This is a genomic window from Streptomyces sp. NPDC026589 (genome assembly GCF_040638385.1).
Lineage (GTDB): Bacteria > Actinomycetota > Actinomycetes > Streptomycetales > Streptomycetaceae > Streptomyces.
Map to the genome: position 1 here is coordinate 130,632 of NZ_JBEZYG010000001.1, position 15,586 is coordinate 146,217.

At 73.2% G+C, this 15,586-nt stretch carries 14 protein-coding genes and 1 pseudogene; 9 read left to right on the forward strand and 6 right to left on the reverse strand.

Annotated features, from left to right (window positions below; translation table 11 throughout):
- Positions 1-213: 213 nt before the first annotated feature.
- Positions 214-1,422 (forward strand): cysteine desulfurase-like protein, encoded by a 1,209-nt coding sequence (locus AB0F29_RS00580; RefSeq protein ID WP_361866331.1) that lies wholly within the window; start codon positions 214-216, stop codon positions 1,420-1,422.
- A gap of 21 nt (positions 1,423-1,443) precedes the next feature.
- Here the strand turns inward: AB0F29_RS00580 and AB0F29_RS00585 are convergent, their stop codons facing one another.
- Entirely contained in the window at positions 1,444-2,466 is a 1,023-nt protein-coding gene (locus AB0F29_RS00585; protein ID WP_361866333.1) for a MerR family transcriptional regulator, read from the reverse strand.
- 153 nt (positions 2,467-2,619) lie between these two features.
- Between AB0F29_RS00585 and AB0F29_RS00590 the strand changes: the two genes are divergently transcribed.
- Complete coding sequence (locus AB0F29_RS00590; protein ID WP_361866335.1) at positions 2,620-3,165, forward strand: DUF4383 domain-containing protein; 546 nt, start codon at positions 2,620-2,622, stop codon at positions 3,163-3,165.
- Here AB0F29_RS00590 and AB0F29_RS00595 read toward each other — a convergent pair.
- A complete protein-coding gene (locus AB0F29_RS00595) occupies positions 3,150-3,992 on the reverse strand; it encodes a DUF1206 domain-containing protein (protein WP_361866336.1) in 843 nt (280 codons plus the stop codon). The genes AB0F29_RS00590 and AB0F29_RS00595 overlap by 16 nt on opposite strands.
- A 152-nt stretch (positions 3,993-4,144) precedes the next feature.
- On the opposite strand from AB0F29_RS00595, the gene AB0F29_RS00600 reads away from it, so the two are divergent.
- The 3 genes from AB0F29_RS00600 to AB0F29_RS00610 all read left to right on the forward strand — a co-directional run bounded on the left by AB0F29_RS00600 (position 4,145) and on the right by AB0F29_RS00610 (position 7,657).
- Entirely contained in the window at positions 4,145-4,723 is a 579-nt protein-coding gene (locus AB0F29_RS00600) for a fasciclin domain-containing protein (RefSeq protein WP_361866337.1), read from the forward strand.
- A 118-nt stretch (positions 4,724-4,841) separates the two neighbouring features.
- Positions 4,842-5,342: a MarR family winged helix-turn-helix transcriptional regulator gene (locus AB0F29_RS00605; protein WP_361866340.1), complete on the forward strand. Its 501-nt coding sequence runs from the start codon at positions 4,842-4,844 to the stop codon at positions 5,340-5,342.
- Between the two features lie 161 nt (positions 5,343-5,503).
- Positions 5,504-7,657, forward strand: a complete 2,154-nt coding sequence (locus AB0F29_RS00610; protein WP_361866342.1) for an MMPL family transporter — start codon at positions 5,504-5,506, stop codon at positions 7,655-7,657.
- On the opposite strand, the gene AB0F29_RS00615 is transcribed toward AB0F29_RS00610, so the two are convergent.
- Both AB0F29_RS00615 and AB0F29_RS00620 read right to left on the reverse strand, forming a co-directional pair.
- Complete coding sequence (locus AB0F29_RS00615; RefSeq protein ID WP_361866345.1) at positions 7,603-8,172, reverse strand: hypothetical protein; 570 nt, start codon at positions 8,170-8,172, stop codon at positions 7,603-7,605. The genes AB0F29_RS00610 and AB0F29_RS00615 overlap by 55 nt on opposite strands.
- On the reverse strand, positions 8,172-8,699 hold the full coding sequence (locus tag AB0F29_RS00620; RefSeq protein WP_018955574.1) for a DoxX family membrane protein: 528 nt from the start codon (positions 8,697-8,699) through the stop codon (positions 8,172-8,174). Before AB0F29_RS00620 ends, AB0F29_RS00615 begins: the two co-directional genes overlap by 1 nt.
- A 200-nt stretch (positions 8,700-8,899) precedes the next feature.
- On the opposite strand from AB0F29_RS00620, the gene AB0F29_RS00625 reads away from it, so the two are divergent.
- Together AB0F29_RS00625 and AB0F29_RS00630 are read left to right on the forward strand one after the other, a co-directional pair.
- Positions 8,900-10,915, forward strand: coding sequence for an NADPH-dependent 2,4-dienoyl-CoA reductase (locus AB0F29_RS00625; RefSeq protein ID WP_361866347.1), 2,016 nt, complete (start codon positions 8,900-8,902; stop codon positions 10,913-10,915).
- Between the two features lie 81 nt (positions 10,916-10,996).
- Positions 10,997-11,527 carry a helix-turn-helix transcriptional regulator gene (locus AB0F29_RS00630; protein ID WP_361866349.1) on the forward strand — a complete coding sequence of 177 codons (531 nt, stop codon included), beginning with the start codon at positions 10,997-10,999 and terminating at the stop codon, positions 11,525-11,527.
- Between the two features lie 79 nt (positions 11,528-11,606).
- Here AB0F29_RS00630 and AB0F29_RS00635 read toward each other — a convergent pair whose 3' ends face one another.
- Together AB0F29_RS00635 and AB0F29_RS00640 are read right to left on the reverse strand one after the other, a co-directional pair.
- On the reverse strand, positions 11,607-12,587 hold the full coding sequence (locus tag AB0F29_RS00635; protein WP_361866352.1) for a DMT family transporter: 981 nt from the start codon (positions 12,585-12,587) through the stop codon (positions 11,607-11,609).
- Between the two features lie 293 nt (positions 12,588-12,880).
- A pseudogene (locus tag AB0F29_RS00640) lies at positions 12,881-13,690 on the reverse strand (phosphatase PAP2 family protein); the annotation flags it as partial.
- A gap of 160 nt (positions 13,691-13,850) precedes the next feature.
- Between AB0F29_RS00640 and AB0F29_RS00645 the strand changes: the two are divergent.
- Positions 13,851-14,480: a TetR/AcrR family transcriptional regulator gene (locus AB0F29_RS00645; protein WP_018955569.1), complete on the forward strand. Its 630-nt coding sequence runs from the start codon at positions 13,851-13,853 to the stop codon at positions 14,478-14,480.
- A 293-nt stretch (positions 14,481-14,773) separates the two neighbouring features.
- Positions 14,774-15,568: an SDR family oxidoreductase gene (locus AB0F29_RS00650; protein WP_361866354.1), complete on the forward strand. Its 795-nt coding sequence runs from the start codon at positions 14,774-14,776 to the stop codon at positions 15,566-15,568.
- Positions 15,569-15,586: the final 18 nt, after the last annotated feature.

A 15,586-nucleotide genomic window follows, 5' to 3' on the forward strand; every position in this document is an offset into this window, starting at 1 on the left:
CGGTGCGCCGGGAGACGCCGCCCCACGCTCCGGCGTATGTCGGAGAGGGAGCGGTGCGCCCGCGCGGAACCAGCTCCCCGAAAGCGCCCCCGAAGGAAGGCCTCGGATCGGGGATCCGTCGGAGGGCCCCCGCTCCTTCGACCGGAGGACACCGCCCTGCGATGATCACAGCGAGATCCGGCAGCACATCAGCGAACCAATCGAGGAGCCCCCTTGTCGTACGACGTCGGCGCGGTGCGCGCACAGTTCCCCGCCCTGCGGTCCGGTACGGCGCACTTCGACGGGCCCGGCGGCACCCAGACCCCGGCCTCCGTCATCGCCGCGATCGGCGAGGCGATGAGCGGGCCCCTGTCGATCCGGGGCGCCGAGCTGCCCGGGGAGGTGAACGCGGAGGAGATCGTCCGCGGGTTCCGGCAGGCGATGGCGGACCTGCTGGGCGCGGACCCGGGCGGGATCGTGTTCGGCCGCAGCGCCACGCAGCTCACCTACGACTTCTCGCGCACCCTGTCCAGGGCCTGGAGCCCGGGGGACGAGGTGGTGGTCAGTCGGCTGGACCACGATGCCAACATCCGGCCGTGGGTGCGGGCGGCCGAACGGGCCGGGGCGGTGGTGCGGTGGGCCGACTTCGATCCGTCGACCGGCGAGCTTTCCCCCGAGGCCGTCGGCGCGCAGCTCAGCGGGCGGACCCGGCTGGTCGCGGTCACCGGCGCCTCCAACCTCATCGGCACCCGGCCCGACATCCCGGCCGTCGCCGAACTGGTCCACCGGGCCGGCGCGCTGCTGTACGTGGACGGGGTCCATCTGACGGCCCACCACGCGGTGGATGTGGAGCGGCTCGGGGCGGACTTCTTCGTCTGCTCCCCGTACAAGTTCTTCGGGCCCCATCACGGGGTGCTCGCCGCCCGGCCCGAACTGCTCGCCACTCTCCGCCCGGACAAGCTGGCGCCGTCCACCGACACCGTGCCGGAACGCTTCGAACTCGGCACCCTTCCCTACGAGTCGATGGCGGGCACCCGAGCGGCGGTGGACTTCCTGGCGGGCCTGGGCGCCGGCGAGGATGCGGCGGGCGGGCGGCGGGCGCGGTTGCGGTCGGCGTACGCGGCGATCGACGCCCACGAGACGGCACTGCGCGAGAGCATCGAGAAGGCGGTGCGCGAACTGGGCGGCGTGACGGTCCACTCCCGTGCCGCCGAACGCACCCCCACCCTGCTGCTCACCTTCGAGGGCCGGGACGCGGCGGACGCCTATCGCTTCCTCGCCCGCTCCGGGGTGCACGCGCCCGCCGGTTCCTTCTACGCCCTGGAGGCCTCCCGCCACCTGGGGCTCGGCGACAGCGGCGGCCTGCGCGTCGGACTCTGCGCGTACAACGACACGGACGACGCGGAGCGCCTCCTGACGGGCCTGGCGGACTGGCTGCGGTGACGGGGGTGACCGCGGACGCCGTCACCGCGCACCGAGTGCGGCCAGTGCGTCCACCGCGTCGGCGAGCCCGGACGGGTGCCGGGTTCCCGGCGGCTGCCGCCCGGCCCAGCCGGGCCCGGCGGTGAAGACCACAGGTCGCCTGCGCGCGCCCCGTACACCCCACTCGATCGCCTGCACCCGGGCCGCGAGCGATCGGCTCGCCGTGCCGTGCGACTGAGCCCAGAGCACCACCGCGTCGGGTCCGGTGCGCCGGACCGCCTCCTCCAGCGCCTCGACGGGCAGGGCGGCACCGAACATACGGACCGGCAGGCCGTGGCGGTCGAGCGTGGCGGCGAGGGCCTCCAGGGCCAGCGTGTGGGTCTCACCGGGTACGCAGGCCAGCAGGGAGAGGCCCGCACCGGGGGCGGGGGGCCCGGCGGCACGGACACCGCGCAGCGCGCCGGAGACGTGCCAGGACAGCAGGTGCTCGACCTCGATGTACCGCTCCCCCGCGGTCTCCCACTTGCGGCCCACCGCGTGCAGCGCCGGCACCATCACCTCGTCCCAGGCGGCCGGCAGCCCGTAGCGGTCGAGGACCTGCGTGAGCAGTTCCTCCATGGCCGGCGCGTCCAGCCGGAGCGCCGCCCGGGCCAGGCCGCGGCAGTCCCGGCGGGCGCTGCCGAGCGGCAGCGCCCCGGGGGCCCGGCGTGGGTGCCCGCGCCGTGGCGCGGGCGTGGCGCGGGGGCCTCCGGTCAGGACGGCACGAGCGGCCTCGGCCGGCGGCAGGCCCGCGCTCGTCAGGCGGCACATGTGCCGCAGGGCGGCGATGTCGGCCCCGGTCCAGCGACGGTGCCGGCCGTCCTCCCGTGCGGCCGGGCCGATGCCGTAGCGGCGGTCCCACGAGCGCAGCGTCGTCGGCGCGACCCCGAGAAGGCGGGCCACCGCACCGGTGGTCAGCCCTCCGTCGGCCGGCGCCCGCGGCGGCCGACCGCCGGCGCGGTCGCCCGCCGGGCCCCTCGCCGAGTCCGCCACGAGGTCCTTGGCAGGGTCCATCACGGGGTCCATGAATCCCACGATACGACGCAAGAACGGTGCGTGTTGCCCCGTCTGTCGCCGCGCGGTTGGCTGGAGACACCGGGGTTCCGTGCGATGCCCACCCGCCACATCGCCCCGCTTCGCCCCTCAGCGGGACAGACACGCGATGAACAGGAGACGGCCATGAAACCGAGCGACGAACTCCCCGTCGACCACCGGCTGGCGAGGGTGTACCGGATCGGCGCGGGCCTCTGCGGCGCCATCCTGCTGGCTTTCGGCATCCTCGGCTTCACGAGTCGGCTGGGCTTCTTCGACACCAGCGGCGAGCACATCGCCGGACTGTCGACCAACGGTCTGCTGAGCCTGGTCTCGGTGGTCGTCGGCGGGCTGCTGATCGCCGGGGCCGCGGTGGGCGGAAACATCGCGTCCACGCTGAACATGACGATCGGCGCGCTCTTCCTGCTGAGCGGCTTCGGCCACCTCTTCATCCTGGACCGGGCCGCGAACATCCTGGACTTCGGAATGTCGAACGTCGTCTTCAGCTTCGTGATGGGGCTGCTGATCCTCACGTTCGGCATGTACGGACGGGTGACGGGCGGCCTGCCGCACGACAATCCGTACTGGCTCCGCCGCCACCCGGAGCAGGCGGACCGCGAGGCCGCCGCCGTCCGCAGACAGGCGGCGGCGGGCGGACAGCTCGGACGGGGAGGCGCTCAGACCTTGCGGTAGCGGGCGTTGGCCCAGGAGAACACGCCGAAGGCGACCAGTCCGAGGGCGATGACCACCAGGAGCCACGGGCCGACGGGGGTCTCGGTGAAGGAGCGCAGGGTGTCGTCCATACCCTTGGACTCGTCCGGCTGGTGCTTGATCGCGGCGCCCACCGCGAATCCGCCCGCCGTGGCGAACACGATGCCGCGCGCCGTGCCGCCGAAGACTCCGGTGAAGTCGACCGCCTGCCGGACCCGCTTGGACATCTCTGACATCTTCAGGTGCTTGTGGTACTTCCGCAGGAGCGCCCGTACGGCGATCCAGAGACCGGCGCAGGCCACCCCGACCCCCACGATCCCCACGATCCACTGGCCTCCGGGCCAGCCGAGCGCCTTGGCGGTGATGTCCTTCGACTGCTGGTCCGACGATCCGCCCCCGCTGCCCGAGTCACCGGCGGCGAAGGACAGGACGGAGTAGGCGACGAATCCGTAGAAGACGGCACGGCCCGCCGCCATGGCCCGCTTGGTGGGCTTCCGGCCGTCGGCCCCGGCCCCGCCGAACAGGGCCTCCGAAAGCCGCCAGAGAGCCATTCCCACCAGGGCGATGCCGAGCACCCACAGCAGGATCTTCCCGAAGGGCTTCTCGGCTATCTCGCCGATCGCCCCGCCCCGGTCGGCCTGCTTCCCACCTCCTCCGGACAGCGCGATGCGCAGGGCGAGGGCGCCCACGAGGACGTAGATCACCCCACGGGCCACGAAGCCCGCGCGGGCTCCTGCCTCCATCGCGGTGCTGTTCGCGGCTCTCTTGGCCTGGCCGCGTCCCTGCGCTGTCACTGAACGGGTATTCATGAATGCCAGGTGCCCCGGTCCTGCGGATCGATGTCATGAGCGCGCCGGGAGTGATTTTCGACGCAGAAACGACGCGGCGGGCGGTAGGGCCGGATGAGCGTCAGCGTGGGAGGGAAACAGAAGACCCACCCCCGCTCGCCGGAGGAGACATCATGACGATCACCCGTCTGCACCGCACCGCGGCGGCGGCCGCGGCACTGGCCTTCCCCGCCTCTCTGGCGTTCTTCGCCCCGCAGGCCCAGGCCGAGGCGCCCGCCGAACCGTACGGCCCCGCCTGCTCCTCCGTACCGAAGGAGGGCGCGGGCAGCCTGGAGGGCATGGCGAAGGACCCGGTCGCCACCGCCGCGTCCAACAACCCCGAACTCTCCACCCTCGTCAGCGCGGTGAAGAAGGCAGGTCTCGTCGACACGCTCAACAACGCGAAGAACATCACGGTGTTCGCGCCGACCGACGCCGCCTTCGAGAAGATCCCGCAGGCCGATCTGGAGGCGCTCCTCAACGACAAGGCCGAGCTCACCAAGGTGTTGACGTACCACGTGGTGGGCGAGAAGGTCACGACCCAGCAGATGGAGGACGGCACGTTCAAGACGCTGGAGGGCAGCGACCTCACGACGAAGGGCTCGGGCGCCGAGTTCACGGTGAACGACTCCTCGAAGATCGTCTGCGGCAACGTGCCGACGGCCAACGCCACGGTGAATCTGGTGGACACCGTGCTCATGCCGCCGTCGTAGGGGCGGTTGCGGCGCCGCCTCCGCGCACAGCGGATCCCGTGCCCGGACCCCGCGACGGTCCGGGCACAGCGCGACGGTCAGGGCACGGCCCCGCGCGCCTGTTCTATACGCTGAGGGCGTGACCAGCGCCGACGACCGACCGACCCGCAGCGGCTCCCCTGAACCCGGGGCGCCGCTCGCGGGCCTCCAGGCGTTCGCGGTGGAGCTCCGCCGGATGAACGGCGAGATCAACCGGATGACTCATGGTTTCGCGGCGAACCAGCAGCTGCATCCCACGGATGTGAGTGCGCTCGCGGCCATCCTCGACGCCCCGTCGCCCCTCACCCCGGGGGCGCTGCGCGACCATCTGGGTCTCACCTCCGGCGCGGTGACCGCATGCCTGGACCGGCTGGAGCGGGCCGGTCATGTCCGCCGGGCCCGGGAGAGCACCGACCGCCGGGTCGTGCACGTGTACTACGAGGCGAGCGCCCGGACAGCCGCCCGCGACTACTTCATGCCGCTCGCCGAGGCCACGGCACGGGCGAGGGCGCGCTTCAGCGAGACGGAGCTGGCGACCGTCCTGCGCTTCCTCACCGCCATGAACGAGGAGCTGGGCGAGGTCCCCCCGGCGCGTCGCTGAGCTTTCCCCCTGACGGGTCGGGGGCGCCCACGGGGGCACACGGGGAGGGACGGGGCGGCCGTCGAACCCACCCCCTGCGGCTGTCCGCACGAGCAGTCCCGTAATGTATTTCAACGATTGAGATTGTTCATCACTGAGATATCTCCACCCCCGGGAGAGACATGTCCACCCCTGCACGCTCCGCACGGTCGATCCGCTGGCTCGTCCCCGTCGTGCTGCTGATCGCGTGGCTCGGCGTCGGCGGCGGGCTCGGCCCGTACGCCGGAAAGCTCGGCGAGGTCGCCACCAACGACCAGGCCGCCTTCCTGCCCCAGAACGCGGAGTCCACCCAAGTCATCGACGCGCAGAAGGCGTTCCAGCAGAACGAGACCCTGCCGGTCATCGTCGTCTGGACCTCGGCGGATCAGGACGCGCCGCTGGGCGACGAGCAGCGGGAGGCCGCCACCGACGCCCTCGCCCCGCTCGCCGGGAGCGACGGCGTCGTCGGAGCACCCTCCCCCGCACTGCCCTCGAAGGACGGCCTCGCGCTCCAGGGCATCGTCCAGTTGAGCCCCGGCCTCGGGGACGAGCTGCCCACGGTGCTGGAGAGGATCGAGGAGGCCGGCTCGTCGGTGCCCGGCACGACGGTCCAGCTCGCCGGGCCCGCCGCGAGCCAGGCCGACCTGTCCGACGCCTTCGCGGGCATCGACGGGCTGCTGCTCGGGGTCGCCCTGATCACGGTGCTCGTGATCCTGTTGCTGGTCTACCGCAGCGTGCTGCTGCCCTTCGTCATCATCCTCGGCGCCGTGTTCGCCCTGGCCCTGTCCTGCGCGATCGTCTACGTCCTCGCCGACCACGACATCGTGCGCGTGGACGGTCAGGTGCAGGGCATCCTGTCGATCCTGGTGATCGGCGCGGCGACGGACTACGCACTGCTGCTCACCGCCCGGTTCCGGGAGGAACTCGCCGTTCACGGCGACCGGTTCACCGCGATGCGCGTCGCGCTGCGCGAGTCCTTCGGCCCGATCACGGCCAGTGCCGCGACCGTGGCCGCGGGGCTGCTCGCCCTGCTGCTCAGCGACCTCACCAACAACCGGGCCCTCGGACCGGTAGGTGCGATCGGCATCGTCTGCTCGGTCCTCAGCGCCCTCACCTTCCTGCCGGCCGCCCTGGTGCTGCTCGGCCGGAAGGCCTACTGGCCGGCGAAGCCCAAGCCCGCCGACGACAAGGCGTCCGGCGGCCACGGCATCTGGCACAAGGTCGCGGCCCTCGTCGACCGGGCGCCCCGCAAGGTGTGGGCGATCACCCTGGCGGCCCTGATCGCCTGTGCCGCGTTCGCCCCCACGCTCACCTCCAAGGGGGTTCCGCTCGACGAGATCTTCGTCAACGACGCCCCGTCCGTGGCCGCCCAGCAGACGCTGAGCGAGCACTTCCCCGGCGGTTCGGGCAATCCAGCGGTGATCATCGCCGCGGCGGACCGCCTGCCCGAGGTCACCGAGGCCGCCGAACGCACCGAAGGAGTGGCTTCGGTCGCACCGGTGAGCGCGGGCGGACGGCCGGGCGGCGAACCCCTCGTCGTCGACGGCAGGGTCCGCATCGACGCGACCCTCAAGGACGCGGCCGACAGCGACGAAGCCAAGGAGGCGGTGGCCTCGCTGCGCACCGCGGTCCATGCCGTGCCCGGTTCGGACGCCCTCGTCGGCGGCTACACCGCGCAGCAGTACGACACCCAGCGGACGGCGGAGGACGACCGCACGCTGATCGTGCCGGTGGTGCTGGTGATCATCCTGGTGATCCTGGTCTTCCTGCTGCGGTCGCTGCTGATGCCGGTGCTGCTGGTGGCGACCGTGGCGCTGAACTTCCTCGCCACCCTCGGCATCTCCTCACTGGTCTTCACCCATGTGTTCGGCTTCAGCGGCACGGACTCGTCGGTGCCGCTGTACGGGTTCGTGTTCCTGGTCGCCCTGGGCGTCGACTACAACATCTTCCTGATGTCCCGGGTCCGGGAGGAGTCGTTGCGGCACGGCACCAGGGAGGGCATCCTGCGCGGGCTCACCACGACCGGCGGGGTCATCACGTCGGCGGGCGTCGTCCTGGCGGCCACCTTCGCCGCGCTGGGCGTGATCCCGCTGGCGTTCCTGCTCCAGATCGCGTTCATCGTGGCGTTCGGCGTCCTGCTGGACACGCTGGTCGTCCGGTCGCTCCTCGTCCCGGCGCTGGTACGGGACATCGGCCCGAAGGCGTGGTGGCCCGGGGCCCTGAGCCGGGAGGGGGCGGACGGTCAGCGGGGCGCGGTCGCGGAGGCCGGGTCCGGGTCCGGGTCCGAGGCCCGGTAGGCGGCCAGGGCCCAGATGACGAAGATGTCCAGACCGATGACGATCACCGACCAGAGGGGCGCGTACGGCAGGAAGAGGAAGTGCGCGAAGAGGCTCAGGGAGGCGAAGAGGACGCCGGCCACCCGAGCCCACCCCGCCCCCTTGAGCAGCGCGGCCCCGGTGACGGCCACGCAGACGCCGAGCACCAGGTGGATCCAGCCCCAGCCGGTGAGGCTGATCCGGTAGAGGTACGCGCCGACGTCGCCGTAGACGTCCCCGTCGGCGAGGGCCGCGATGCCCTCCAGGGCCGCCACGGCGCCCTGGCAGAGCATCAGGATCCCGGCGAAGAGCACCCCGCCGGTCACCCAGAGGCTGTCCGGATCGGGTGCCGGTGCGGGGCCGGCCGGGCCGTCGGCGCGCTGCCACGGCGCGTCCGCCTGGCCGGGCCCGCTCCGGGGTCCCTGCGCGAAGCCGTCCGGTGGCGTCGGGGCGCCGGGGCCGGACGGGTCGGCGGCCCGGGAGGGGTCCTCGCCCATCAGGACTCCTCCTGAGCCCGGTCGGACTGCGCCTTCGTGCGCTTGCCGACCACCGCGGCGGCGGCGACCGCACTGCCCGCGAAGGCCAGCGCGACCATCCAGGCGCGATCGAAGACATGACAGGTGGCATGGTCCACGGAGTAGCGCCCGGGGCCGGTCAGCCCGATGGCCGCCGCGGTGAAGCCGAGGAACGCCGGGTACTCGTAACCGCCGCCCTGGGCGAAGAAGCCCGCCGGAGCGTGCACGGCCACCGCGCCGGCCATCGCCCCGGCCGCCGCCGCGCCCGCCGCCGGGGTGGCGAGGCCCAGGGCGAGCAGGACGCCGCCGCCCGCCTCGCCGAGCCCGGCGGCCACGGCGCTGTGCTTGGGCGGATGGAACCCCATCGCCTCCATCGCGGCCGTGGTGCCCTGGATGCCACCGCCGCCGAACCAGCCCGCAAGCTTCTGACTGCCGTGGGCGGCGAGCACCGCGCCGGTGCCGACGCGCAGGGCGAGCAGACCGAGATCACGCCGGTTGACGCAGACCATGAGGACTCCCGGGGTGGGGGGTTGGGGTACGGATCCCACTCTCGTCGGCGGGTGGCGAGCGGGCGCGGCCGGGTACGCCGTCCGTGGCACGGACCCGTCGCCCCAAGGGCGGGGTGCGACGCAGATCATTGTGCAACTTGTTGCATAAGGGCGGATCGGTGGTCTACAACTGACCCGACGACCTGTGCGGAGGAGACCTCGTGACCCTGTACCCGAACCTGCTGAGCCCCCTCGACCTCGGGTTCACCACCCTGCCCAACCGGGTGCTCATGGGATCGATGCACATCGGTCTGGAGGAGGCCGAGCGCGGTTTCGAGCGGATGGCCGCGTTCTACGCGGAGCGGGCCCGGGGCGGCGTCGGCCTCATGGTCACCGGTGGCATCGCCCCCAGCGAGCGGGGCTGCTCCTTTCCCGGCGGGGCCAAGATGACGACGGAGGCGGAGGCGGAGCAGCACCGGGAGATCACCTCGGCGGTGCATGCGGCGGGCGGCCGGATCGCGATGCAGATCCTGCACTTCGGGCGGTACGCGCACCACCCCGACCTGGTGGCGCCGAGCGCGCTCAAGGCCCCGATCAGCGGATTCACCCCGAACGCGCTCACCGATGACCAGGTCGAGGAGACCATCGAGGAGTTCGTGCGCGCGGCCGGTCTCGCACGCCTCGCGGGTTACGACGGCGTCGAGATCATGGGCTCCGAGGGCTATCTGATCAACGAGTTCATCGTCTCCGCGACCAATCACCGCACCGACCGCTGGGGCGGCTGTTACGAGAACCGCATGCGCCTGCCCATCGAGATCGTGCGCCGGGTCCGCGAGCGGGTCGGCGACGACTTCATCCTGATCTACCGGCTCTCCATGCTGGACCTGGTACCGGGCGGCTCGACGCTGGAGGAGGTCGTGACGCTCGCGAAGGAGATCGAGGCGGCGGGCGCGACGATCATCAACACCGGCATCGGCTGGCACGAGGCGCGGATCCCGACCATCGCCACCTCCGTGCCGCGCGGCGCGTTCAGCTGGGTGACCGGGAAGGTACGGGGCGCGGTCTCCGTACCGCTGGTGACGAGCAACCGCATCAACACCCCCGAGGTCGCCGAGGAGATCCTCGCCTCCGGCCGGGCCGACATGGTCTCCATGGCCCGCCCCTTCCTGGCCGACCCGGAGTTCGTCGCGAAGGCGGCGGCGGGCCGGGCGGACGCCATCAACACCTGCATCGGTTGCAACCAGGCCTGCCTGGACCACATCTTCAGCCTCAAGATCACCTCCTGTCTGGTCAATCCGCGTGCCTGCCACGAGACCGAGCTGGTCATCGGCCCGCCCCGGACCCGTAAGCGCGTCGCCGTGGTCGGCGCCGGCCCGGCCGGCCTCGCGTGCTCCGTCACGGCGGCCGAGCGGGGGCATACGGTCACCTTGTTCGACACGGCGGACGAGATCGGCGGGCAGCTGAACGTGGCGCGCCGGGTGCCGGGCAAGGAGGAGTTCGACGAGACGTTGCGCTACTTCCGTACGCGGCTGGCCGAGCTGGAGGTCGACGTACGGCTGGGCGCCCGGGCGGACGCCGGTTCGCTGGACGGCTTCGACGAGATCGTGCTCGCCACCGGCGTCGAGCCGCGTACCCCGGCGATCCCCGGCACGGACCGCCCGAACGTCGTCAGCTATCTGGACGTGCTGCGCGACGGGGCGCCGGTCGGCGCACGGGTCGCGATCGTCGGGGCGGGCGGCATCGGCTTCGACGTCGCGGAGTTCCTGACCGACGGCGGCGACGCGGCGAGCCTGGACGCGGACACGTTCTTCCGGCAGTGGGGCGTCGACACCGCCTACGCGGAGCGCGGCGGGCTGCGGACCCCCGAGCGCCCCGAGTCGCCCCGCACGGTCCACCTGGTCCAGCGCAGGACCACCAAGGTCGGTGCGGGGCTCGGGAAGACGACGGGGTGGATCCACCGCACCGAACTGCGCCACCGGGGCGTCGAGATGATCGCCGGAGCCTCCTACGACCTCATCGACGACGAGGGCCTCCACCTCACCGTCGACGGTGAGCGCCGGGTGCTGCCGGTCGACACGGTGGTGCTGTGCGCGGGCCAGGAACCGCGCCGCGAGCTGTACGAGGAGCTGCGCGCGGGGGCCGTCCCGGTCCATCTGATCGGCGGCGCGGACGTGGCGGCCGAGCTGGACGCGAAGCGGGCCATCCGCCAGGGCACGGAGCTCGCCGCCGCGCTGTGAGCTCCCTGGACGCGACGAGGCCGGGGGCGCCCACGAAGGACGGCGCGCTCCCGGTCTCGTCGCGTCCTTAGGATGCACCCCATGTCACTGCCGCACGCGATTCTCACCGCTCTGCTGGAGAAGCCGTCCTCGGGTCTGGAACTGACCCGCAGGTTCGACCGGTCGATCGGCTACTTCTGGTCCTCGACGCACCAGCAGATCTATCGCGAGCTGGGAAAACTGGAGCAGGCCGGGCGGATCAGGGCGCTGCCCGCGGCGGTGCCGGCCCGGGGGCAGAAGAAGGAGTACGAGGTCCTGCCCGCAGGCCGCGAAGAACTGGCGGCCTGGGTGGCCCTCCCCGAGGATCCCCGCCCGGTCCGCGACCCGCTCCTACTGCGGATGCGGGCGGCGGCGGTCGTCGGGGCGGACGGCATGGGCGCGGAGTTGTGCCGCCATCTCGCCCTGCACGAAAAGCAGTTGGCGGAGTACCGGGAGATCGAAAGGCGGAACTTCACCCCCGCGCCGACGACCGCCGAGGACCGGCTGCGGTATCTGGTGCTGCGGGGCGGCATCGACCTGGAGACGTTCTGGATCAGCTGGCTGACCCGGGCGATCGCCGACCTGGACGGCTGAGCGGGCCGTCCGGCCGGCCGGACGGCCCGCCGACGACTTCCGCTCCGCCGACCGCCGACCGCTTCCGCTCCGCGGCCGTTCAGCCGCTCGCGTGCGCGGGTACGGGTGCGGGTGCGGGTTCCGGGACGCCTGCCGGGAGTGCGGGGTCCGCGCGCCGGGGGCTGCCGATCACGACTCTGGAGGGCACCTGCCCCTCCGGGACGGCGGCCTCGGGCGGGGTGGCCGGGTCCGTGTTCCGCGCCTGGGCCCGGCTGAGGAGGATCACCCCGCGCACGGCCGCCGCCGTGCCGAGGAGCGCGAGCACCAGGCTGACCGGCCCGCCCTGGAGGCGCTCGCCGAGGAGGGCCAGGCCGATCGCGGCGGCGGCGACCGGGTTGGCGAGGGTGACCACCGCGAGCGGGGCGCCGAGCCCGCCCCGGTACGCGGTCTGGGAGAGCAGCAGGCCGCCCATCGCGAAGGCGGAGACGAGCAGCGCCACCGTCAGCAGCCGCCAGCTGAACAGCGGGCCGCCGGAGTGGTCGGTGACCGCGACCGTGAGGGTCTGGGTGAGCGCGGAGGCGACCCCGGAGGTGATCCCGGAGGCCGCCGCGTGCCGCAGCCCGGGGCGGGCCCCGGGCCGGCCGAGTCCGGCGACGACCGCCATGGTCGCCGCGCCGACGCCCAGCGCCTCGGGAAGGCTGAGGGTCTCGTGGGGCGCGGAGCCGCCCGCGGTCAGGAGCAGCGCGCCGAGGCCGAGCAGGGTCAGGGCCGTACCCCGCCACTCGACACGGCCCACCCGGCGTCCGGCGGCGCGCGCCCCGAGCGGGACGGCGACGACGAGGGTGAGCGCGCCCAGCGGCTGGACCAGGGTGAGCGGGCCGAAGTTGAGCGCGGCGACGTGCAGCAGCGCACCAACGGCGTTGAGGCCGACCGCCGACCACCAGGCGCCCCGGCCCAGCAGCCGCAGGACTCCGGTGGCCGGGTCGGTGCGGCCGGCGAGCCGGGACTGCGCCACGGCGGCGGCCGCGTAGGCGCCGGCCGAGACCAGGGAGAGCGCGACGGCGAGCAGCGTGGCGTTCATCGCACCCCTCCGGCCCGGGCGGGCGCCTGCGCTCCGGCATCCGCGCCGGTCGCGGGCCCGGCGGCTCCGGAGGACGGCGGCGGACCGGCCGGCGTAAAGGCCCTGGGCAAGGTGGCGGGCCCGGCGGACCCGGAGTACGGCGCCGGATCGGCCGCCGCGAAGACCCCGGGCACGGTCGCGGGCCCGGCGGCTCCGGAGGACAGCGCCGGACCGGCCGACGCGAAGGCCCCGGGCACGGTGGTCGGCCCCGCGGACCCCGCCGGGGCGGCCGACGCGAAGACCCTGGACCCCGCGCCACCCGCGTACGCCGGCACGGGGGACCCTGCACCACTCCCCCACGGGGCCGGCCGGGGCAGCCGCGCGGGGGCGGTCCGGGCGGACAGCGGCAGCCGGAAGACGGCGAGGGCGACGGCGAGCATGGCCCCGACGACGATCGCGTCGAGCCAGTAGTGGTTGGCCGTGCCCACGACGACGAGCAGGGTGAGAGCGGGGTGCAGCAGCCACAGGCCGCGCCACCGGGAACGGGTGGCGCCGATCAGGCCGACGGCGACCATCAGGGCCCAGCCGACGTGCAGCGAGGGCATCGCGGCGAACTGGTTCGCCATCGTGTCGGTCGCGGGCGTCTGTCCGTACACCGTCGGCCCGTAGACCTGACCGGTGTCGACGAGTCCGGCGACCGGCAGCATCCGGGGCGGGGCGAGCGGGAACAGCAGGTGCAGGACCAGGGCGGCGGCGGTGAGCGCGGCGAGAACACGACGCGACCGCACGTAGTGGCGGGGGCGGCGCCAGTAGAGCCAGACCAGGAAGAGGGCCGTGGCCGGGAAGTGCACGGCGGCGTAGTAGGTGTTCGCCGCGTGGATCAGGGGCTGGCTGTGCAGCAGCAGCCCCTGGACCGCACCCTCGCCGGGAAGGTGCAGGGCACGTTCGAGGTCCCATACGTTCCCCGCGTTGCGGAACGCCTCCTCGACATGACCGTTGGCGGCCTGGCGGCCGAACTTGTAGGCCAGGAAGAGTCCGGCCACGAGAAGGAACTCGCGGACGAGGGGCGGTCGGGCACGTATGTCCGGCTCCTGGTCCGTGGGCTCGGTGCGGGCGTAGGTCACCCGGTGCCCCCTTGGATGCGAAGCGGTGTCAGGACGGCCCGGTCAGATCCACGCCGTATCGATACGCCAGTGTACCGATACGCCCACGTATCGGTACACGCGCGTATCGGTACACTGGCGTATCGAGAACCTCACCGCACCGCCGCAGGAGGTACAGCCCATGTCGTCGCCCGATTCCGCGCAGGAGTCAGCCCTCACGTCCCGCCGGTCGAAGATCACCCCGGAGCGGGCGCAGGAGCTCTACGGGGCGGTGCTGGAGCTGTTGCGGGAGAGCGGTTACGAGTCGCTGACGATGGAGGGCGTCGCCTCGCGCACGCGGTGCGGCAAGTCGACGCTGTACCGGCAGTGGGGCTCCAAGCCGGAGCTGGTCGTGGCCGCACTGCACGGCACCCGGCGGATGCGGCTCCCGAACATCGACACCGGGACGCTGGCCGGGGACCTGCTGGAGGCCGCGCGGACGATCGGCGAGGCCTCGGGGAGCGACACCCCGCTGATGCACGCCCTCGGCCATGCCGCGCTCCAGAGCCCGGAGCTGCTGTGCGCGCTGCGCGAGGCGCTGATCCTGCCGGAGATCGCGGCGATCGACGCGATGGTCCGGCGGGGCCGGGAGCGCGGCGAGATCGCGGCGGACCTCGCGGGGGCCGAGTTCGTCGCGGCCCAGCTGCTCGGCGTGATGCGCGCCCGGCCGCTGCTGGAGGGGCGTTACGCCGACGCGGCGTATCTGACCAGGTTCGTGGAGATGGCGATCCTCCCGGGCCTCGGACTCACGGCGGGAGCGCCGGAGTCCTGACAGACGTGGACCGCCCGCCCCAGCGGATGGGGGCGGTCCACCCGCGCCGCACCGTGGGGACGGGGGCGGCGCACCGCCCGGCCGGCCGGTGACCTCCACGGAGGCCACCGGCCGCCCGTGTGTCCGCACCTCTTCACGGCCCGCACCTCTTCACGGCCCGCCCCGATTTCCGGTCCGTCCACCCCCTGGATCACCTAACAAGCGCTTGGTAGATTCCACGTGGGCGGTCACGGAGCGATTCCCGGCCGGGCCCGCTGAAGGCGGGACCCCGGAACCAGAAGTGAAGGCGGACCATGGAGCAGCTCCACGCGATGGACTTCACCGGGCGTGCGGTGCTGATCACCGGCGGCACCAGGGGCCTGGGGGCCGCGCTGGCGAGGACCTTCCTCGCGAGCGGCGCGGACGTCATGGTCTGCGGCCGCGGGGCGCCGGCCACCCTGCCGTCGACGGGCGGGCGCGAGGCCTCGTTCCGGGCCGCGGACCTGCGGGACCCCTCGGCGGCCGCGGATCTCGTCACCGCGACCGCCGAGCGGTTCGGCCGGCTGGACGTGCTCGTGAACAACGCCGGCGGCTCCCCGGACGCCGACGCGGCGACCGTATCGCCGCGCTTCGTCGAGCGAGTGGTGGCGCTCAACCTCCTCGCCCCCTTCTACACGGCCCAGGCGGCGAACCTCGTGATGCGGGAGCAGCCGGACGGCGGGTGCGTGATCAACATCGGCAGCGTCTCCGCCCGCGACCCGCAACCGGGCGCCGCCGCCTACTCCGCCGCCAAGGCGGGCCTGCTCGGGCTGACCCGGGCGCTGGCCCTCGAATGGGCGCCGCGGGTCAGGGTCAACCACATCACCGCGGGCCTCATCCGTACCGAGAACGCCACCGCGCTGTACGGCGACGACGACGGGGCCGCGGTGGCGGACATCGTCCCGATGGGACGGCTGGCGGAACCGGACGACGTGGCGCGGGCCTGTCTCTGGCTGGCCTGCGACCTCTCCTCGTACGTCAACGGCGCCGATCTCGCCGTGCACGGGGGCGGCGAGATCCCGGCCAGGCATGCGGCCCGCCGGACCACACCCCCCTTTTCGTCACCTTGACTCTATTCACCCTCACCC

Excerpts from the sequence above, each read along its gene's own strand:
- AB0F29_RS00600 (WP_361866337.1), top strand. The coding sequence starts at position 4,145 with ATGACGATCACCCGTCTGCACCGCACCGCGGCGGCGGCCGCGGCACTG.
- AB0F29_RS00615 (WP_361866345.1), bottom strand. The coding sequence starts at position 8,172 with ATGGGCGAGGACCCCTCCCGGGCCGCCGACCCGTCCGGCCCCGGCGCC.
- AB0F29_RS00630 (WP_361866349.1), top strand. The coding sequence starts at position 10,997 with ATGTCACTGCCGCACGCGATTCTCACCGCTCTGCTGGAGAAGCCGTCC.
- AB0F29_RS00595 (WP_361866336.1), bottom strand. The coding sequence starts at position 3,992 with ATGAATACCCGTTCAGTGACAGCGCAGGGACGCGGCCAGGCCAAGAGA.
- AB0F29_RS00590 (WP_361866335.1), top strand. The coding sequence starts at position 2,620 with ATGAAACCGAGCGACGAACTCCCCGTCGACCACCGGCTGGCGAGGGTG.
- AB0F29_RS00650 (WP_361866354.1), top strand. The coding sequence starts at position 14,774 with ATGGAGCAGCTCCACGCGATGGACTTCACCGGGCGTGCGGTGCTGATC.
- AB0F29_RS00620 (WP_018955574.1), bottom strand. The coding sequence starts at position 8,699 with ATGGTCTGCGTCAACCGGCGTGATCTCGGTCTGCTCGCCCTGCGCGTC.
- AB0F29_RS00635 (WP_361866352.1), bottom strand. The coding sequence starts at position 12,587 with ATGAACGCCACGCTGCTCGCCGTCGCGCTCTCCCTGGTCTCGGCCGGC.
- AB0F29_RS00610 (WP_361866342.1), top strand. The coding sequence starts at position 5,504 with ATGTCCACCCCTGCACGCTCCGCACGGTCGATCCGCTGGCTCGTCCCC.
- AB0F29_RS00645 (WP_018955569.1), top strand. The coding sequence starts at position 13,851 with ATGTCGTCGCCCGATTCCGCGCAGGAGTCAGCCCTCACGTCCCGCCGG.
- AB0F29_RS00585 (WP_361866333.1), bottom strand. The coding sequence starts at position 2,466 with ATGGACCCCGTGATGGACCCTGCCAAGGACCTCGTGGCGGACTCGGCG.